This window comes from Bacillus cereus group sp. Bce041 (genome assembly GCF_052646455.1).
The window spans coordinates 426,799-443,265 of record NZ_JBQXON010000003.1; the positions used below are offsets into that span (position 1 = coordinate 426,799).

Consider the following 16,467-nt stretch of genomic DNA (forward strand, 5'->3'; position numbering starts at 1 on the left):
CATTCAAAAATTTTTCACAAATCCGTTCGAATTTTGTTCACATCTTTAATCTCATCTACTTTGTCTATTGAATTTTTCAAACTAAAAACTGAAAATCTCTTCCCCTTACGGTCATTGAAATTTCAATTTATTTTTAAAATAGCTCTTGCATTTTCATCATATTTACACTCAAAATAGGAAATGTATTGCTTATAAGAAGAAAGGTGATCACTGTGGCAAACAGTATGACATTATCTCAAGATTTAAAAGAATTACTTGCATCTGTTGAATATAAAATGCAAATTAAAAAAGGTAGTTTTATTTTTCAAGAAGGTATGGAGGCAACAGAGCTCTATATCATCCACTCAGGAAAAGTACAAATTAGTAAACTAAGTGCTGACGGACAAGAATTAACACTTCGAATTTGTTCAGAATATGACATTATTGGAGAATTAACATTGTTCACGGACAATGCGAAATACTTATTAAATTCAAAATGTCTTGAGGATGTGGAAGTAGGCGTTATAAAGCGTGAAGCATTAGAAAAAGCATTACTCCAAAAACCTGCACTCGTATTTGAATTTATGAAATGGATTAGTGAACATTTAAGAAGAATGCAAACGAAGTTCCGAGATTTAGTATTACACGGCAAAAAAGGTGCCCTGTATTCTACCCTTATACGAATGACAAATAGTTACGGTATATTAAAAGAAAATGGGATTCTCATCGATTTACCATTAACAAATCAAGAACTTGCTAATTTCTGTGCAACTTCACGTGAAAGTGTAAATCGAATGTTAAATGAATTAAAAAAGCAAGGTACAATTTCAATTCATAAAGGAAAGATTACAATCCACGATTTACAATTTTTAAAATGTGAAATTGCTTGTGAAGATTGCTCTGCTTCTGTTTGTAGCATTGATTAGCATCTTATTTAGATGCTAATCTTTTTTCAATTTAAGCCATTTATTAACGGTTATTCCCTCTGTAAACAAAAACGAGGCCTTCCATATTAGACCTCGTTTCGTTTTAACCATTAGCTCCTATCCGTTTACAGCAGTATTATTTTTTCAATTCATTAGGAATACGTCTTCTGTAAATTACATAACTACGGCTTACATATTTAATTGGGGCACTAAATACATGTACTAGTCTTGTAAATGGCCATACTGCGAATAAACCCATCCCTGCAAGAATATGAATTTTAAACCATACTGGTACTTCCATCATATATTCAACTTTCGGTTGGAAAATAAAGAGGCTTCGGAACCAAGGGCCAATTGTTGTACGATAATCAAATCCTTTTGAATCGATATTTAAAAATGTTGAAGAAAGTCCTGCTAGCATTACGATAAGTAATAAAATAAGCGCAATATAATCTCCCTTTGTACTCGTTGCAATGATACGTTTTACAGTTACGCGGCGGTACGTTAATATAATTAAACCGATGATAGAAGCAACACCTGCCGGAAGCCCAAAACTAATTGCTACTACATGATACATATGCTCAGAAATACCTATTGAACGGTATACAGCTTCTGGAATTAAAATCCCCATAACATGACCGCCAATTACGAACATAATCCCAAAGTGGAATAATAGACTTCCGATTCGGAGCATTTTCTTTTCTAATAGTTCACTAGATTTTGATGTCCATCCAAATTGATCATAGTTGTATCTAAAAATATGTCCACCGATAAAGATTGCAAAAATGATATAGGGAAACAATACCCATAGAAATTGATCCATCATTTTAACAACTCTCCTTTCTAATTTGTCTGTACACCCCATGTATCGATAGCGAGTAGAACAGCCGCAAGAATTGGTTCATACATACTACCTGCTTCTTTTAACTGAACGTGTAATGCTTGTATGTTTTCCTTGTATTTACTCATAATTGGTTCACTGTCTTGCTCATTTGCATTTGCAAAAAACTCAAGCAATAGCGGTAAATAATCAGGTAATTCTTTATCTGTTACTTCAAAACCTGATTTTTTATAATGCTGTTTTAACTCCAGTAATTCAATACCTCTTTCTCTTTGTTCACCAGTGTTCATATAAGTAAGATACATATTTGTTTTCTTACCAAAATCGAATGTATATACGTAACTATCAATCAATTGATCATTCGTTTTATTTAGCGCTTGTTTTATAAATGTTGCAAGTGAAGCTTTAACATCGTCCTGTTCAATCGCTTCAATCTCTTCTAGTAATTCAGTTAAAGCTTCCCTCCACCCTAGTTCAGGATAGGAGAGAAGGAATGAAGAACAAGAAAAAGCAGTTTGTAAACTTTGTTTCATATTTTTCTGCCCCCTTTATTTAAGAAATTGTCATACAAGAGCCTGGACCACCTGCGAATGCTAAACCACAGCTTCCTTGTTCACTATATAAATCTGCAACTTGTTCTCTGTGAGATGTCGGGATAACAAAACGATCTTTATATTTTGCGATAGCAAGAAGACGATACATATCTTCTACATCCTGTTTCGTTAAGCCAAGTTCTTTTAATACAGCTTCATTTGGTTCTTTATTAATTTGCATTGCTCTCATATGCGTTCGCATAACAGCCATTTTTTTCAATGTAAGACGAATATGTGATTCATCTCCTGCAGTGAGTAAATTCGCTAAATATTGAATTGGAATACGCATATTATCGATAGCAGGGAAAATCTCTTCTGCTTTCCAGTTACTTCCTTTCCCTTCCACCATATTCATAATTGGACTAAGCGGCGGGATATACCAAACCATTGGCATTGTACGATACTCTGGGTGAAGAGGTAGAGCAATTTTCCAATCGATAATCATTTTATAGATTGGTGACTCTTGTGCCGCTTTAATCCATTCTTCAGGAATGCCTTGTTTTTTCGCTTCAGCCGCCACTTCTGGATCATTTGGATCTAGGAAAACAGTAAGCTGAGATTCATATAAATCTTTTTCGTCTTCAACAGACGCAGCTTCTTTTACTTTATCAGCATCATATAGCATTACCCCAATATATCTGATACGTCCTACACATGTTTCTGAACAAATTGTTGGCATACCAGCCTCAATACGCGGGAAACACATTGTACATTTTTCAACTTTATTCGTTTGCCAGTTAAAATACACTTTTTTATATGGACAAGATGATACGCAGAATCTCCAAGCACGACATGCATTTTGATCCACAAGTACAATCCCGTCTTCTTCACGTTTATACATTGCACCAGATGGACAAGATGATACGCACGATGGATTCATACAATGTTCGCATATGCGTGGTAAATACATCATAAAGACGTTTTCAAAATCAGTTTTAATTTCTTCTTCCATTTTCTTTACGTTCGGATCTTGTAATCCTGTTATATGTCCGCCTGCTAAATCGTCCTCCCAGTTTGGACCCCATTCAATTTTGTCGATAAATTCGCCTGTAATTGCTGATTTCGGACGAGCAACTGGTTGATGCTTACGCTGTGGGCTATTTGTTAATGTTTCATAATCATAATTCCAAGGTTCAAAGTAATCATCAATTGTTGGTTGATCTGGATTGTGGAAAATGTTCATAAGACGTTTCATTTTCGAACCAGATTTCAGCTGAATTTCACCATTTTTCAATTCCCAGCCGCCTTTATATTTCTCCTGATCTTCCCATTGCTTCGGATAACCAATGCCAGGTTTCGTTTCTACGTTATTGAAATACATATATTCAGCACCTGGACGATTTGTCCAGGTGTTTTTGCACGTTACGCTACAAGTATGGCAACCGATGCATTTATCTAGGTTCATAACCATTCCGACTTGTGCTTTAATCTTCAAGCCAATCTACCTCCTTCAGTTTGCGAATTACAACGTTTAAATCGCGCTGGTTCCCAGTCGGACCATAATAGTTAAATCCATAACTTAATTGACCGTATCCACCAATCATATGTGTTGGTTTAACGTGAATTCGAGTTGGACTATTATGCGTTCCCCCCCGGTTACTTGTTAATTTCGTACCAGGTACGTTAATGTGACGATCTTGCGCATGGTGCATAAACGCCATTCCTCTCGGTATACGATGCGTTACAACAGCACGCGCTACAACAACACCGTTACGATTAAAGCACTCAATCCAATCATTATCTGCAACACCCGCTTCAGCAGCGTCCTCTTTATTCATCCAAACAGTTGGACCACCTCTAAATAGCGTTAACATCGGTAATGAATCGAAGTACATACTATGAATCGACCACTTATTATGCGGTGTTAAATAGTTTAGTGTAATCTCTTTCCCTTCTACTTCGGGCCGTGATTTACGGAACGGTTTATGTTGCAGAATTGGTTTAAATGTTGCCATCGTTTCACCAAATTCTTTCATCATGTCATGGTCTAAGTAGAAAGATTGTCGACCAGTTATCGTTCTCCAAGGGATAAGACGTTCCACATTTGTTGTAAACGGTGAGTAACGGCGTCCACCTTTTTCTGAACCTGTAAATGCTGGAGAAGTAATTACTGTTTTCGGCTGTGCTGTAATTTGTTCGAATGTGAAGCATTCCTCTTCACGTTCTTCTGCTAAATCACGTAATTTTAGATCTGTTTGTTTTTCAAGTGCTTCCCATGCTTTTACTGCCATATGACCGTTTGTTGTAGAAGATAGTGTTAATACCGCTTCAGCAGCATTGATTGCTTCTTTGATGTCTGGGCAACCTTTCGCGATAGAATCCGTTCGAACAACTCCTAATTTGCTCTTTAATTGCTCATATTCTTTTTCCGCAGACCAAGAGATCCCTTTCGTACCAATCGGTTGTTTTCCGACATTCGGTCCAAGCGCAGTCATTTTGTCATAAATCGTTTTATAATCTCTTTCGACAACATGAATTTGTGGCATCGTTTTACCCGGGATTGGTTCACATTCACCTTTACTCCAATCTTTAATCTTGCCAAGTGGTTGCGCTAATTCTTGCGGTGTATCATGAAGAAGTGGTGTTGCAACAACTTCTTTCATTGGTTCAAGATCAATTTTCTTCGCTAAATCTGACACAGCTTTAGAAAGTGAAGTGAAAATGTCCCAATCAGAGCGTGCTTCCCACGGTGAACCGATTGCTGGATTAAAAGGATGCACAAATGGATGCATATCTGTACTACTTAAATCATGTTTTTCGTACCAAGTTGAAGCTGGTAATACGATATCAGAATACAGTGCTGTTCCAGCCATACGGAAATCTAAATTAATAAGTAAATCAAGCTTCCCTTCTGGTGCTTCTTCATGCCACTTAATTTCTTCTGGTCGTAATGAATCACTATCGTCATTCATTAATCCGTTTGTTGTACCTAGTAAATGTTTTAAGAAATATTCGTGCCCTTTACCGGAACTTGAAATTAAGTTCGCACGCCATACGAATAAGTTGCGCGGGAAGTTATTTTTGTTATCTGGATCTTCAATCGCAAATTTCAGTTCTTTTTCTTTTAGTTTTTGTGCAACGTATTTTCCGATTTCTTCTTGTGTTGTTGCACCAGCAGCAACAGCTTCTTTATATAGTTCAATTCCATTTTTCTCAAATGTAGGATAAGAAGGTAACCAACCAAGTCGCGCCGCTAAAACGTTATAATCACCGTGGTGTTGATAACGAGAGTTTCCTTCCACTGGTGATGCTAAATGTCCAACTGATGTATCTTCATAGCGCCATTGATCTGTTACGAAATAGAAGAAAGATGTACCATTTTGTAATTTTGGTGGCCCTTGCCAATCTTTTGCCATCGCGATTGTTTGCCATCCTTCTGCTGGTCGTAATTTTTCTTGCCCAACGTAATGCGCCCAGCCACCGCCGTTTACACCTTGTGCCCCAACGAGAAGTACAAGATTTAAAACGGCGCGATAAATCGTATCAGAGTTAAACCAATGGTTAATACCAGCTCCGACAATAATCATTGAGCGACCGTTCGTATCAACAGCATTTTGTGCGAACTCACGAGCGATTTGAATAATAAGCTCACGTTTTACTCCTGTCATTTTCTCTTGCCATGCAGGTGTAAACGGAACGTCATCATTGAAGTCTTTCGGCTCTTGTCCGCCAAGCCCTCGGTTCACACCGTAATTTGCTAACGTTAAGTCGTATACAGTTGTAACGAACACTTCGCCTTCTTCTGTCATAACCTTTTTCACTGGAATTGTACGTTCTAATACTTTGTTTCCATCATCAGAGAAGTACGGAATTTGTACCGTTCCAATCGATTCTTCCATTCCAAGTAAAGAAAGACGTGGATCAATCTTTTCACCTGTTTCTTCATCTTCTAAACGCAAGTTCCATTTCTTTTCGTTATCCCAACGTGAGCCCATTGTGCCATGAGGTGTTGCAAAATCATTCGTGTTCTCGTTCCAAAGAACAGGTTTCCATTCTCCTAACTTCGTTTCGCGTCCAATATCAGCAGCGTTTAAGAAACGATCAGCAACGAATTGATCTCCTTTTTGTTTCAATGTGACAAAGAAAGGAAAATCAGTATATTGCTTCGCATATTTTGTGAAATATTCCACTTGATTATCTACGTAAAATTCTTGTAAGATCACATGCCCCATTGCCATCGCAAGTGCACCATCTGTACCTTGTTTCACACTAATCCAATCATCTGCAAACTTTGTAGATTCAGCGAAGTCAGGACTGACAGAAACGACTTTCGTTCCTTTATATCGAACCTCTGCTAAAAAGTGAGCATCTGGTGTTCTCGTCATCGGTACATTTGAACCCCATGTCATAATGTAACCAGAGTTATACCAGTCACTACTTTCTGGTACATCTGTTTGATCGCCCCAAATTTGCGGAGAAGCTGGTGGTAAATCTGCGTACCAATCATAGAAACTAAGCATTGGTCCACCCATAAGTTGCATAAAGCGGCTGCCTGCAGCATGACTTAACATCGACATAGCTGGAATTGGTGAAAAACCAACATTTCGGTCTGGACCGTATTTCATTACTGTATATAATAATGAAGCTGAAACGAGTTGTAACACTTCATCCCAATTCGCACGAATGAATCCCCCTTTACCACGTGCCTGCTTATACTTTCGTGCTTTTTCAGGGTTTTCCACAATGCTTTTCCAAGCATCTAATGGTGACTCATTATTTTGTAATTCCTCTTGCCACACACTCCAAAGAACACCACGTACATACGGATATTTCACACGAAGTGGACTATAAATGTACCAAGAAAAACTTGCTCCACGTGGGCAGCCTCGCGGTTCAAAATCTGGCATATCAGGACCTGTCGTTGGATAGTTAAGCTCTTGCCCTTCCCACGTCACAATTCCATCTTTCACATATATATTCCAGCTACATGAACCAGTACAGTTCACGCCGTGTGTAGAACGAATTACTTTATCATGCTGCCAACGCTTTCTGTACATATTTTCCCATTCGCGATCTTCATATGTTTCTTGTGTATGATTATCGTTATAACGATCTATTGGTGAAAAATATTTTAAACGTCTCATTAGTGCTGAAGGTTTTTTCTTCATACTGTTCACTCCTTTAATACGTCTCTCTTACATACCCTTACTATAAGAGAGGTTGTAAAATACAGATGTGACATTTCGCACAGTTCAAGAGATTGTCAAAAATTCAGTAGAAAATAAGTTTGTGAGAAAATCTTGTGTTCCGTTGTGAAGATTATGGTTAATCTTAATTATTAGGAGAATGGTATTTTGAGGTGTCGACTATTTTGCAAAAGAAAAAGAGTTTTGATATTATTTCAAAACTGCCATAAGGAAAAGAGTATAAATTGTATGTAAAAATATTTTTTCTAATGTTATTATTTTATATCGAGTCTTATTTTACATAAAACTACAAATCATTATTTACTGTATTGCCCTTAGTTACGGAAACAATTATACTAGATGTAATCGAAATAAATAATCTGAATATTCTCAGAATTCAAGGTAGAAGTTTTACTATCTACATATAGAATTAGAAATATGTCCACTAAATTGATTAGAAAACGATAATAACATTAGGAGGATTACGATGCCCCAGCTTGATTCATTACATCCCACTGTAGAAAAAATAATCAATAATATTGAAAAAATAATCAATAATATTGAAAAAATAATGGTCGGAAAACGAAAAGAAACAATCTTAGCTTTGACAGCTCTCTTAGCTGAAGGTCATGTGCTATTAGAAGATGTTCCTGGTGTCGGGAAAACAATGCTAGTACGTGCTCTTTCTAAATCCATTGATGCTGATTATAAGCGAATTCAATTTACACCTGATTTATTGCCGTCAGATGTAACAGGAGTTTCTATTTATAATCCGAAAGAGCTCCAATTTGAGTTCAAGCCTGGACCAATTATGGGGAATTTTGTACTTGCTGATGAAATTAATCGTACATCTCCAAAGACACAATCTGCTTTACTTGAATGTATGGAAGAAGGCAATATTACAATAGATGGCATTACAAGACCTTTACCAAAACCGTTCTTTGTCATGGCTACACAAAATCCGGTCGAATATGAAGGAACATATTCTCTACCAGAAGCTCAGCTCGATCGTTTCTTATTGAAACTAAAAATGGGATATCCTACACCAGAGGAAGAATTTGAAATTTTAAACCGGATGGAAAAAACAAATCCACTCTCTCAATTACAGACCATTACTACAATAGAAGAATTAATTTATTTACAACAAAGCGTACGGGTAGTAAGTATGGACAAAGCAATTAAGCATTACATTGTAAAGCTTGTTAATCAGACTCGTACGTACAGTTCTATACAGTTAGGTGCAAGTCCACGTGGCTCGATTGCTTTAATGAAAGCTTCACAAGCTTATGCATTTATCCATGGCAGGAATTATGTTATTCCAGACGATGTTAAATTTTTAGCTCCTTACGTTTTAGCACATAGACTCATTCTAAAAATGGAAGCAAAATTTGAAGGAATAACAGGAGAACAAGTTATCGGAAAAATCGTTGCACGAACTACCGTGCCTACTCAAAGGACGATGAACCCTTGATAAAACGAATGCTGCGAGCGCTATATCACGTTATGAAGTTATTGCTACTCCCTTTATGCCTAGTCTTAACATTTATATACGCTATGTTTCAAGGCGGGTTTGTCAGTTGGTTTTTGTTTTACAGCATAATTCCCATTGCTCTTTATTCGCTACTACTCCCCTTCTACGCTTTACGGGACGCTGAAGTAAAGCGAATAACAAACCAGAATGGATATGTAGTAGGAGAACAATTTGTAAGCACGATTACAATAAAAAGAAAATTTCCTTTTCCCTTACTTTATTTAGTTATAGAAGATGAACTGCCACCACAATTTATAAGTTGTAAACAAACAAAGATGAATAAGGTAGTACTCTTCCCAGGATTGAAACGAAATATTTCGTTTCAATATGTTATTGACACAATCCCTAGAGGCGAGCACACTTTTTCAAGCGTTCGTGTCAAAACCGGCGATTTATTCGGCATGATAGAGAAAGAAGTAACTTTTTCAGTTCCAGATACATTTTTAGTCTATCCCCAGTATGTAGATATAGCATATCGACAATTGGAAAATCATTTCGAACAAGGAGCGCTTTCAGCAAATATAAATTCAGCAAAAGACTCTACAATCTCTGTCGGTGTCAGAGACTATAAACCTGGTGATCGCTTTTCATGGATTGATTGGAAAGCAACTGCACGAACAAACAATATTATGACAAAAGAGTTTGAACAGCAGCGCAGCCATAATGTCATGATATTCATAGACAGAACCGAGTCTCCTCTATTCGAATCAGTCGTCACATTTACTGCCTCTATCGTAAGGGCTGTCTTGAAACAAAATTCACCAGCATCATTCGTGTCTATCGGAAAAGAACAAACTATCTTCCCTTTAGACAATGGAGATACGCAGTTACAACAAATCCTTTGTCATTTAGCAAAAGTGCAAGCAGACAGTGTATTCCCGCTCTCCCAGAGTGTAGACATGGAACTAAGAAAAATTTATGAGCCCGTCACGGTTATACTCGTGACCAGTAATCTTTCTCCCGATATTCAAAAGGCGGCTGATTGTGCTGCTATAAAAAATAGAAAATGTATGGTTTTTGTCGTGAAAGAAAAAGCGAATCAACTTTCACACCGAGAAATCAGTATAATAGAAACTCTAAAAAAACGACAAATATTTGTAAACACGGTTTATGAAAACCGGTATACAAACGTGTTTTTTGAGGTGAGCAAATGATAACATTACAAACAAAATACAAGTGGGATACGAACAGATTCTTTATGCATGCATGTGTATTTCTTCTTTTACTAGAACAGCTAAGACCTCTTATAGGCATTACAAATGTAGGTAGATTAGATATTTTCGTAACATTTATAGGAATTTGCTTCGCTCTCTCTTTTTTTCAGACGAGGTGGCAGATTCCAATAAAAATTGTCACAGTCCTATTTATCATTCATTCCCTATATTATAAAAATGCTTTTATAAATCCATCTTGGCTAACAACATTCTTTTCTGATATGTCTCGAAATTCCTCCCTATTTTTCCAAGGGAATTTACTAGATATTTCTCCAGTTTTTCCGACGGTTTTATTTTTTCTCTCATTTTGGTTTTTGAGTTCTTTCACTTCATTTTGGATTATTCATAAAAAACGTGGGTTTCTATTTCTTGTATTGACTATTATTTATATCGCAACTTTTCATAACTTACATTTATACAATGCAAACTACGCTATTATTCGAACTGTTGTCATCGGATTTTTTATGCTTAGTCTTCTTCAAGTAGAACGAATAAAAGAGCGTGAACACTTACAAAATTATGCTAGGGAAATCTCAAAATTACTTAGACCACTTACAATATTTATTGTATTATTAGCAACCATCGCATACTTTGCTCCAAAATTTGGCCCTCAATGGCCAAACCCAATGGATTTTTTAAAATTCAACACATCTGAAGCAAGTAAAGAAAAAAAAGTTTCTACAATTGGGTATGGTTTAGATGACTCACGATTAGGTGGTCCTTTTAAGGCGGATCCTACAATTGTTTTCACAGCACGAACGCAAAACAAACAATATTGGAGAGTCGAAACGAAAGATTTTTATACCGGAAAAGGCTGGGAGGTTTCTGAAAATCCGAAAAAGGTTTCTTTTAAAAATAAAAACGACGTCGTAAGCTGGTACGAACAAAATACAAAAACGGAAACGACTGAGGCAACAATTACCATGCAAAAAAGTTACCCTCACCTTACCTATCCAGCAGGATTAGTATCAGTTAAGGCTTCTTCTGATGTATCATACAGTGTTGACCCGTTTTCAGAAAAAATTTATACAATGAATGGAGACTCTTCTACTACTTTACATTCGTATAAAGTAACATATGAGATCCCTGAGTTTTCCATAAAAAACTTGAAAGCTGTAAAAACAAATGAAGGTCAAGAAACAAATCCTTATTTTATGACAAAGTACACACAACTTCCCGAGTCATTACCACAGCGCGTAAAAGACTTGGCTATCAATCTTACAAATGATAAAGACAACCGATATGATAAAGTATTAGCTATTGAAAATTACTTCACAGACAACTCTTTTACATACGAATCAACGAATGTCTCATTCCCTGCCAAAAGCCAAGATTATGTAGATCAATTCCTTTTCGATACAAAAGGCGGCTACTGTAATAATTTTTCGACGTCTATGATTGTACTACTTCGTTCTGCCGGGATTCCAGCTCGCTGGGTGAAAGGCTATACAGAAGGAACTCTTGACAATACACTTGCCTCTGCAGAAGGTGAGGATGTTTATACAATCACGAACGATAACGCACACTCTTGGGTCGAAGTATATTTCCCAGAATACGGATGGATTCCATTCGAACCGACAAAAGGATTTACTAATCCCTATAATTTTATAAATAATACGCCTGCTCCTATTTCACAAAATAGCGAAGCAAATAATTCTAATAACGAGCAAATACAACAACGAAATAATGAAGCAAAACTTAAAAGTTTAATTGAAAATACAGAAGAAGCTTCTACTAAAAAGGTCACAAATTCTCAAACTAGTTTTTCTTGGTGGTACGTATTCCTCTCTACGATACTAATTAGTATTATAGGATACATTCTCTTCACCACTAGAATGAAATGGATGACATTTCTTATTATTCATTTCTATAAATACCGAAAAGATGATGCTGTTTATCAAAAAGCTTACGGTGCACTTTTAAAACAATTTGCGAGAATTGGCATACCACGGGGTGAAAGTCAAACATTCCGAGAATACGCTCTCCATATCGATACACTTTACAACTCGGCCGATATGCAACAACTTACTGCCAGTTATGAGAACGCTATGTATCAACAGGGGCAGGCTACGGTAGAATGGAAGAAATCCGTACACTTATGGGAAGTACTTATGAAAAAAGCAGCTTCTCCACCTAAATCAGATGGCTTTGATACAGTTATTTAATCTTGAAAATTTGAGTTTAAAGAAAACGTCTCAAAGAACTACATTGTTCTTTGAGACGTTTTTTAATAAAGTGAAACTCCTACTTATTCCCCAAGCACCTTCTCAATCTCAACTTCTAAATCTACCGGCTTCGTCTGCGGCGCAAAACGCCCTACTACTTTCCCGTCTTTTCCGATTAAAAACTTCGTAAAATTCCATTTCACTGCTTTCATACCGAGTAAACCTGGTGCTTGTTCTGTCATGTATATATATAAAGGATGAGCCTTATCACCTTTCACATCCACCTTTGCAAACATCGGGAAGTTTACACCGTAGTTTAATTCACAAAAACTAGTAATGTCCGCTTCTGTACCTGGTTCTTGTCCCCCGAATTGGTTACAAGGAAATCCGAGTATTTCGAGTCCTTGGTCTTTATATTTATCATATACCTCTTGTAATCCTTTATATTGTGGTGTGAAACCACATTTGCTAGCTACATTGACAATAAGAAGTGCTTTTCCTTTGTAATCTTTTAACGATTTTTCTTCACCTGTAATTGTTTTAGCTGAAAAATCATAAACTGTCATTGTCTTTGCCCCTCTCTTCACTATCATTCTATGTTTATACTATACTACATTCGTGAATATACAGCTCTTATTACGTACTTATAAGCTATAATGATAGCGCTTTATTTCCATTCAAAATTCGACACATACCACTAGACTTTTATGATGGAAAGTTTTACAATTGAAATGTGAACAAAATGTGACAGTTTATATTCCATTATAAAAGAAAAGGATGGTGTTCATTATGAAAACTGCACAACATGAAACGATTTCAAATCGCGAGTTTTATTTCGTACTATATATGATGTTATTGTATGTTACTGGCTGGGTAATCGATGTAAATGGTTTATTCTTAAGCTCCTACTTTAATTTAGCAGGAGAGATTATGCTTCCATTAGTAGGCGGGATTGTTGGACTGTTCATTATGTCTATTAATAAACAACAAACGAAATAATAATATTACAAAAAGGCAGAAGACGAGCTTCGTTTTCTGCCTTTTTTCTATTTTAGCGTATAATAAAAACATGCAGTATATAAGGAGTGGTAACTATGAAAAAAGTAGAGCAATTATCTTCTCACCTATATCTTATTGATGATTTCGATTTACAGCATAATGAACGAACAGGTACGTACGTTTTATTAGGTGACGATATTACTTTAATTGAAACTTGTGCAGCCCCTTCTCTTCCGTATATTTTAGACGGCTTACAACAATTACATATTGATTTAAACGATGTTAAAAACATTATCGTTACACATGTGCATTTAGATCACGCTGGCGCAGCTGGTTTAATGATGGAACAGTGTCCAAATGCTACGTTATATGTGCATTCTCGTGGTGCTCGTCATATGATTGATCCAACAAAACTTATTTTAGGTGCAAAAGCTGTCTACAAAGAAGATTTCGATAAACTCTTTGACCCAATTCTTCCAATTGAAGAAGAACGTGTTCATATTGTACAACATGGTGATACGTTAAAAATTGCAAAAGACCGCACCCTTACATTTTATGATACACCAGGACATGCGAAGCACCATATTAGCATTCACGATTCATTAACAAACGGGATTTTTACTGGCGATACAATTGGAATTTATTATAGAGAACTCGCAGACGTTGATGTAGAGTTATATCTACCATCAACGTCCCCTTCACAATTCCAACCAGATGCGATGATTGCTTCTAAAAATCACATTCAAAGCATGAATGTAGATACTATTTATTTCGGTCATTACGGCGCATCCTCTCATGTTACAGAAGTATACAATCAATTGGAACATTGGCTACCTATTTTCGTTCAGACTGGTAAGGAAGTCTTTGAAAAGTATAATGATTTCGATGAAGCGACTAAAGCTTTACAAACTTTGTTAATGGATAAAATCTCTTCTCATCTTACAAAGTTAAACGTTCCATCAGATCATTCCGTTTATAATATTTTACATTTAGATATAGAAATTAGCGCAATGGGCATTATTGATTATTTCACGAAGCAAGAAAAAGCAAACTCCACTATTAACTAACAGTAAAAGAAGAGATATACAACAGTAGTTATTGTATATCTCTTCTTTTTTTGAATATATTTTGAGTAAAGGATGGTGGAATATAATGCAAAAATTGATGCTATACCTCTGCTTCACATTATTTATCGTCTTATTATTATTTGTAGGAGTAAAAATTCAATTTTATTTAGATACAGATGCACAAGTGAACTTTAACGTTTATCCAAGATTATTCTACTTTACACTCTTCCCTCTTATAGTTGGCATTTTATTACGATTCCTTCAATCTATTAATCGCGAAACGAGTAAACAAAACTGGAGCTTTCAACCGGATAAATTTATTGCTATTACAGTGCCTACACTATTCATTTCCTTTTCCCCAGCACTACTCTTTTCACCACTTGCCGAATACCTACCTTATTTAGTTAATATTATTCTAATAAATACAACTTTTGTTACGATTATTAGTTTAATAGCTGGTTATTCCCTTTTAGATTGTTTTATACAAAAGGACAATGCAACGATGAAAAAATATAATTGAATACTTTATTTTCTTTCAATAAAAAAAGCTCGAAGCTAAAGCTTTGAGCTTTTTACTTATCGCACCTTTTCATTTACATACTCCATAAACTGCTCTGCTTTAATAAATCTTTCTTTGTACGCCTCAGGTACTTCTTCTACTGTTATCCCTCCACTCGATTTCGTTTTTACTAACACAGTTTGATGTGACATTAATGCCTCCATATATTGTTCATACTCTTCAGGAGTTAGTACTTCTTTACTAGATTTATGGCCATTTAATTTATCAAAATACGGATGAAGCTCCATTACTACCTTTTTCAATTCCTCTTTTTTAGCTGGTGATAATTGATCATAATCTATATTACCGTTCGAATCTCCGTACGCAAGCTTTGCATTAGTTAATTTTTTCAGTTCTTTTGTAAACTCTTCATATTCCTTCGCACCCATTTCATCTTTCGCTTCTGATAATTTTGCATTAAAACGCATATACGTTTCTAATGTCATTGCTCCGGCATGTTTTTTTAAATTCTCAAAAGATCCATATATACCATCCGCCATAATAGATTGGTACGCAAAACCTGTCGTCGGGATTAAAAGAGCTGCTGCAAGTACTCCTGCGATAAGGCGTTTCTTCCTCTTACTCCCGCCGTGCTTCATTTTTATTTGCACGATTACTTTTTCTTTTAAATCCGGCGGGGCAACAATACCCTTTGCTTCTTCTTGTATAGATTCCCTAACTCTACAATCTAAACTCATTTCACATTCCCTACCTCTCCTAAAAAAATTTCTTCTACTTGCTCTTTTTGACGTAGTTTCTTTAATGCCGCATGAATTCTAGATTTCACTGTACCGATTGGAATATGTAATATTTGTGCTACTTCTTCTTGTGAATAATCGTGTAAGTATCTTAAGATAATAACTTGTTTCAATTTATACGGTAATTTATGAATGAGTTCGATTAGTTTTTGGTTTGATATTTTACTTACAACATCGTTAGAAAAATCAATTTGCACTGGCTTTCTTTGCTCTTCTGCTTTTTTTATAATTCGTAGTCGCATCCACCTCTTTCTTCTATAAGAATGAATTTGTTTAATCGCAAGCCCAATTAGCCAAGGGCGAAATGGCTTCTCGCTATCATATTTACGAAGCGATTCATATAGCTGTATGTATACTTCTTGAACGACATCATCTACATCCGTTTTATCTTCAATTAAAAAATGTGCTGTTTTATATACTTCTTGAATCGTTACATCATACAATTCGCTATACGCTTCTTTATTGCCTGATAAAGTTAATTGAATTAAATGTGCGTAATCTATTTCACCCTTCATATTCCAGCCCTCCTTTGTCTTACACTATATATTGGCAGGTAATTCATATTTCGTTCGATTTTTCCGAAAAAGTTTTTTATATAAATTAATATAATGATCCACTGAGTTCATAAGCTTCACTTATAACCACACATAACTATTATATAATTTTCCAATTTCTGATAACGATTTAAAATAATTTATATAGTCAAATT

General features: G+C 35.8%; 14 protein-coding genes. 7 read left to right on the top strand and 7 right to left on the bottom strand.

The window, feature by feature from the left end:
• The first annotated feature begins 212 nt into the window (after nt 1-212).
• Nucleotides 213-905, top strand: coding sequence for a Crp/Fnr family transcriptional regulator (locus ACUN13_RS13755; RefSeq protein WP_000013865.1), 693 nt, complete (start codon nt 213-215; stop codon nt 903-905).
• A 136-nt stretch (nt 906-1,041) separates the two neighbouring features.
• Here the strand turns inward: ACUN13_RS13755 and narI are convergent, their stop codons facing one another.
• From narI to ACUN13_RS13775, 4 genes are read right to left on the bottom strand one after another with little or no spacing between them, the layout of a single operon-like run.
• Complete coding sequence (gene narI / locus ACUN13_RS13760; RefSeq protein WP_000969213.1) at nt 1,042-1,731, bottom strand: respiratory nitrate reductase subunit gamma; 690 nt, start codon at nt 1,729-1,731, stop codon at nt 1,042-1,044.
• Nucleotides 1,732-1,748: 17 nt separating this feature from the next.
• Nucleotides 1,749-2,279 carry a nitrate reductase molybdenum cofactor assembly chaperone gene (gene narJ / locus ACUN13_RS13765; RefSeq protein ID WP_000814216.1) on the bottom strand — a complete coding sequence of 177 codons (531 nt, stop codon included), beginning with the start codon at nt 2,277-2,279 and terminating at the stop codon, nt 1,749-1,751.
• Nucleotides 2,280-2,298: 19 nt separating this feature from the next.
• Nucleotides 2,299-3,774, bottom strand: coding sequence for a nitrate reductase subunit beta (gene narH / locus ACUN13_RS13770; RefSeq protein WP_445423845.1), 1,476 nt, complete (start codon nt 3,772-3,774; stop codon nt 2,299-2,301).
• Entirely contained in the window at nt 3,764-7,447 is a 3,684-nt protein-coding gene (locus ACUN13_RS13775) for a nitrate reductase subunit alpha (protein WP_409532272.1), read from the bottom strand. The genes narH and ACUN13_RS13775 overlap by 11 nt, the downstream gene beginning before the upstream one ends.
• A 505-nt stretch (nt 7,448-7,952) precedes the next feature.
• Here ACUN13_RS13775 and ACUN13_RS13780 point away from each other — a divergent pair.
• The 3 genes from ACUN13_RS13780 to ACUN13_RS13790 are packed head-to-tail and all read left to right on the top strand — an operon-like array spanning nt 7,953 to nt 12,375.
• Nucleotides 7,953-8,936 carry an AAA family ATPase gene (locus ACUN13_RS13780; protein WP_445423846.1) on the top strand — a complete coding sequence of 328 codons (984 nt, stop codon included), beginning with the start codon at nt 7,953-7,955 and terminating at the stop codon, nt 8,934-8,936.
• Nucleotides 8,936-10,150, top strand: a complete 1,215-nt coding sequence (locus tag ACUN13_RS13785; RefSeq protein WP_033666560.1) for a DUF58 domain-containing protein — start codon at nt 8,936-8,938, stop codon at nt 10,148-10,150. Before ACUN13_RS13780 ends, ACUN13_RS13785 begins: the two co-directional genes overlap by 1 nt.
• Nucleotides 10,147-12,375 carry a transglutaminase TgpA family protein gene (locus ACUN13_RS13790; protein WP_445423847.1) on the top strand — a complete coding sequence of 743 codons (2,229 nt, stop codon included), beginning with the start codon at nt 10,147-10,149 and terminating at the stop codon, nt 12,373-12,375. The genes ACUN13_RS13785 and ACUN13_RS13790 overlap by 4 nt, the downstream gene beginning before the upstream one ends.
• 83 nt (nt 12,376-12,458) lie before the next feature.
• Here the strand turns inward: ACUN13_RS13790 and bsaA are convergent, their stop codons facing one another.
• Nucleotides 12,459-12,941, bottom strand: a complete 483-nt coding sequence (gene bsaA / locus ACUN13_RS13795; protein ID WP_409532271.1) for a glutathione peroxidase — start codon at nt 12,939-12,941, stop codon at nt 12,459-12,461.
• A gap of 223 nt (nt 12,942-13,164) precedes the next feature.
• Between bsaA and ACUN13_RS13800 the strand changes: the two genes are divergently transcribed.
• From ACUN13_RS13800 to ACUN13_RS13810, 3 genes are all read left to right on the top strand, one after another.
• Nucleotides 13,165-13,374, top strand: a complete 210-nt coding sequence (locus tag ACUN13_RS13800) for a DUF3925 domain-containing protein (protein WP_000844984.1) — start codon at nt 13,165-13,167, stop codon at nt 13,372-13,374.
• Between the two features lie 95 nt (nt 13,375-13,469).
• Nucleotides 13,470-14,441, top strand: coding sequence for an MBL fold metallo-hydrolase (locus tag ACUN13_RS13805; RefSeq protein WP_000754976.1), 972 nt, complete (start codon nt 13,470-13,472; stop codon nt 14,439-14,441).
• 85 nt (nt 14,442-14,526) lie between these two features.
• The gene (locus ACUN13_RS13810; protein WP_001170914.1) at nt 14,527-14,961 is read left to right on the top strand and encodes a hypothetical protein; all 435 of its coding nucleotides are present in this window, start codon (nt 14,527-14,529) and stop codon (nt 14,959-14,961) included.
• Between the two features lie 56 nt (nt 14,962-15,017).
• On the opposite strand, the gene ACUN13_RS13815 is transcribed toward ACUN13_RS13810, so the two are convergent.
• On the bottom strand, nt 15,018-15,698 hold the full coding sequence (locus ACUN13_RS13815; RefSeq protein WP_078186667.1) for a DUF3600 domain-containing protein: 681 nt from the start codon (nt 15,696-15,698) through the stop codon (nt 15,018-15,020).
• Nucleotides 15,695-16,273, bottom strand: a complete 579-nt coding sequence (locus tag ACUN13_RS13820; RefSeq protein ID WP_000675556.1) for a sigma-70 family RNA polymerase sigma factor — start codon at nt 16,271-16,273, stop codon at nt 15,695-15,697. The genes ACUN13_RS13815 and ACUN13_RS13820 overlap by 4 nt, the downstream gene beginning before the upstream one ends.
• Nucleotides 16,274-16,467: the final 194 nt, after the last annotated feature.